Here is a 4,213-nt window from a genome sequence, read left to right as displayed (position 1 = left end):
CTTCTTTGTATAGTAATTTAATTGATGGTTTTCAACGTATTCATGCATTTTTTCTGCTGAAATTGGTGAAAGCCATTATTCAAATGATGTTTTTCGTGTAATCTTATCCATACGTCGATCCTTTATATTGGATTTGGATAGGTTACTACCGCCAAACCATTATAAAGGATTTTTTCGTGCCTGGAATATATTACAGAAAATTCAGTTTAAATGTTAGTGTGGAATTATTTTAATGCGACGCTAGTGACCCAAAGTGTCACTGTCATTAAATTATCTCGATTATCAACTAAATTATAGTAAGTGTAAAAGACGGGTTGCGAAGGATTTTACTACCTTTACATAATTGGACTTGTTGGACAGCTAAATTGTAGAAGAAGTCATATTAGATTACCTTACCTTGTATTCGCAATACAATTGTAATCTATCAACTTTCACAGAAACATATTGTCCTATCAAATATTGATAATCATCAAATAAATCACTGGTAATGAAAAAACCTACATCTAAAATATTATCTTTTAACATTTCACCCCAAAGAATATAACTATAATTATTGATGTGCTCAACTTTTTTCAAATATTGATTATTTTGTTCCTCTATATCCAAACCATCATTTACAAATATATCTATTTCAACTTCATACTCTTTACCTACTTCCAGTTTTTGAGGGGACACATTAAATGCTGTAACTTCTTGATTATTAACTAAGAATTTTATTTCTTCCTCAACAAGAGAGTCAAACTTACATACTTCTATTTTGTTATTCATAATTTCTCCTCTATTCAACAGGATTAATAACAGGAATATTCTTTCCTTTATTCATCATTTTCCAAAAAGTTTTACCACTTTCAACATGATACGTTGTAATATATCCCAAATTATTTGTTCCTACAAATTCAAACTTAGCATAACTTTTTATAGGAACACCTTTAGGATTAGTTAAACTACTGTTTTTCATAAATTTAACATAGCCTGTTCTTAGTTCTCCATTATAGTCATACTGAACTTTTGTTCCATTTTTTATTACATCATTAGCTCCTGCTAGATACTCATTAGCATTAGAATATGCCCTTCCAAATTCACCCCCATGTTTTCCAAAATGTGATTCTAATAATTCAGTATTTCCAAAATTCATTCTGCTAATATTTTTACTATTATTCCCCGTACCCTTAAATTATAAAACCCGCTCCTTTAAAGAAATGGTGGCAGTTGGATTTTCCAACTACCACCATTTTATCATTCATTAAATTTAACTTACTCAATCCTAATAACAGACCCTTTGAAAATATTCTATTGATTCAAAATTTACTTTTTAAAACCAACATTTTTTCCACTTTAAGAACGGTTTCCTTATTAATTTACTTTATATCTTTAACAATAACCTCATACATCTCTCCAACATTTACTTCCATCGGTACTAATGCATAATAATTCTGATCATTATTTAAGATAAATTGAATCAGCTTTGTTCTTGTATCATTCCAGTAATTTTTCATACCTGAATAGTATTCTTCCACATCTTCTTTATAATCCAACTGCAGTATATATCCTTTTTCTGTCATTGCAAAAACAATTAAACTTCCCAACAGATTTTTTTGCTCATTTTCTTTTTCATATTCTTGTAATAAAAACCAGATTTGATCTAGCCCTATAAGTTTTTTGTATTTTTCATAAAAACTACTATCATCCATATTCTCATAATCATGTATCAATTCATTGACAAATGAGTGCCATCTTGTTGGAACTACCTTTTCCAATAAAGGGTTATTTTCGATTCCTTCTATTATTTCATCCATCTCTTCAATCTCTTGCTCATAGTTGTATTCACTTAGGGAGATTGGTTTGAATTTCATTGAATTTTTGTAGTGCGCCAGTTCATATGGATAGTGATTATTATTTATTAGGCTTGCATCATCAAGTTCTAGTATCTTTGCTAGTGCGGCTGTTTCAAAGCTCCAAAACCCTACATATCCAGGTTCTTTATGTGCATTTTTCCATTCATAATCATAATGGCCTTTAAACCATTCTTTCTCCATATACGTTTGTAATCTTTTAGATGCTTCTTTTTTATCGGTTTGCGCTAGTTCTATAATTTCTTTTGTTTTTGCATATGGATTTTCTTTAAAATAAACATCTGTGATTTTTGTGTATCCAATATCACCGACACATAATAAATAATCAATCAATGAATCTTGAATATTCTTTTCTTCAACCACCTTAGCTAGTCTAACAATATTCTTTTTATCAGTTTCTAATAATATTCCTAAGGAAATCATCCAAAGCAGATTTATATATCCGACTACCCTAGTCCCTGTATGCTCTACATCCTTAATTGCATGAAGAAAATCTTCTTCTATTGTACTAATGTCTTCTCCTAAAGAATACTTTGCCCTAATATCCTCCATCTCATATCTAAAATTCCTTAAATATCTTGCTTCTATAATACTTTTATTATCATTAGGTTTTCTTTGAATACCATTTTTTTCGTCTTCTTCAAAATTTTTAATATCCTCTATATTCTTATCGATAAACTCTTTATTATATTCTATACCTTCTCTACATTTTTCTTCTGTACATAGATGATCTCTCATAACATCTGATTCCTCCTTGCCTTTGACTTAAGGCCATTCTCCGATTATGTCACCCTTTGCATCTAACCTATATGTTTTAACATTTCCACTACTATCGACTTTTGATAGTACTCTCTCAACTTCACCCTCCTCCAATGCTGTTTCAATCTTTCCTGCTAATTTTTTATCTCCATCAACAGCTTCCAAAATTCTACTTTTTCCAGTTTCCGAACCGGTCAACCAGCCATCTGACATTTGTGGTCCATCTTTAGGTGTTTTCGATAATTGTGAACTACCAAACTTTGCTTCATCAATAACATATTTGATATTAGAATCTGTATTTTTGTTTTGGTATAATCCGTCTATCCCTTTTACAATTTTATCATTTACACTTGATGGGGCACCCCTACCAATTGGCTTTAAGTCATATCCAGCATCTTTTAAACTTTGATTGTTTAATAAATTGTCACTTGACTTTATTTCTCCATAATTACCTTTTTGCTTGTTTGTAGCTGTCCCCAGATTAAAGTCATCTACAGGTATATTTTTCGATGAATTTGCAGCTGTTTCGGCTGCATTAGTCGCATTTTTGCTGTTGGAGAAGAGATTTAATGTAGCCTTCCCACCTTTTCCAGCTGCTTTAGCATATCCACCACCCAATATACCTGCCGCTGATATCCCTCGATCCATCGCACTCAATTTGTCCAGTGTAAATGGATCAAATCCAAAGGCCGTTTCAAAAACAGCTTTGGCATTACCAACGCCTAGAATGAAATCAGCTGTGGTTGATTGCTTGGCTGATACTAACCGATTTAACAGCTACTGCTGCTTTCTTTGTTGCACTTTTAGCCGAATTAACAGTTGTTTTTGCTACGCTTTTAGCCGCCTTAACAGTTGTTGTCGGTAATACCATCTAATACAAAGCTGATGAAGCAGATTATAAACAAAAGTACCCTATAAGATTGACCTTTTCAAAGTGCCTATCTTATAGGGTACAATTTATCACCAAATATAGTTCATACGCATGCTGAGTGCATTTAAAAGGATTAAGTTACTTAATTATATAAAATTTCAATTTTTTAAGAAATTTTGAATTTTAATAAATCCCTCAAGAATCTTTCTTATGTAATAACCAGATTTATTTCCACCATGTAAGTGTAATCTGTTTTAATTGAAATGTACGATTGTTTTTTCTTGTCCATAGCTCAAAACTTCCGGAACCCATCGCATAGCAAGGGGAGGCATACAAAAAGAAGTCACAAATATGGGCAGATAATCTGAATTGTAGACATTGTTAAGGTTCCGTTTTACCCTTTTAAATTATTGATATAATTTTGTATAAGCTTTCTGTTTTCCTCACTTTGAGGTAACAGACCTAATTGTTGATATTCAAAAATCATTTGTCGCTGAGTCGGGAGTATTGCTGAATTAATTATGTCTTCATAATCATAATTAATTTTTATTTTTCCAGGATACTTTAATGTCAGCGTTAAATTCGTCCATGGTTCTTGATCATTATCAATAAATATTTGTCTTAAATCATAAAATTTATTTTGTAATTCTACTCACTACCGTCGCATGAATTTTAACTGAAATTTCAGATTTATTCTTCCGCCTTTTTAGAGTAAAAACGAAGACATGTA

Annotated in this window: 4 protein-coding genes and 1 pseudogene; all 5 read right to left on the bottom strand. The window is 31.4% G+C overall.

Going from position 1 to position 4,213, the window contains the following annotated elements:
• Window positions 1-387: 387 nt before the first annotated feature.
• Complete coding sequence (locus AMS59_RS23460; protein WP_053486121.1) at window positions 388-768, bottom strand: hypothetical protein; 381 nt, start codon at window positions 766-768, stop codon at window positions 388-390.
• Window positions 769-778: 10 nt separating this feature from the next.
• Window positions 779-1,135 (bottom strand): hypothetical protein, encoded by a 357-nt coding sequence (locus AMS59_RS23455; protein ID WP_053486120.1) that lies wholly within the window; start codon window positions 1,133-1,135, stop codon window positions 779-781.
• 223 nt (window positions 1,136-1,358) lie between these two features.
• Window positions 1,359-2,591, bottom strand: a complete 1,233-nt coding sequence (locus AMS59_RS23450; protein ID WP_053486119.1) for a PoNi-like cognate immunity protein — start codon at window positions 2,589-2,591, stop codon at window positions 1,359-1,361.
• 27 nt (window positions 2,592-2,618) lie between these two features.
• Window positions 2,619-3,389, bottom strand: coding sequence for a pre-toxin TG domain-containing protein (locus AMS59_RS24645; protein ID WP_082337763.1), 771 nt, complete (start codon window positions 3,387-3,389; stop codon window positions 2,619-2,621).
• A 488-nt stretch (window positions 3,390-3,877) separates the two neighbouring features.
• A pseudogene (locus AMS59_RS24640) lies at window positions 3,878-4,120 on the bottom strand (immunity protein YezG family protein); the annotation flags it as partial.
• Between the last annotated feature and the right edge of the window lie 93 nt (window positions 4,121-4,213).

This window comes from Lysinibacillus sp. FJAT-14745, from assembly GCF_001275675.1.
Lineage (GTDB): Bacteria > Bacillota > Bacilli > Bacillales_A > Planococcaceae > Lysinibacillus.
This window is presented reverse-complemented; position numbering and strand designations above follow the sequence as displayed.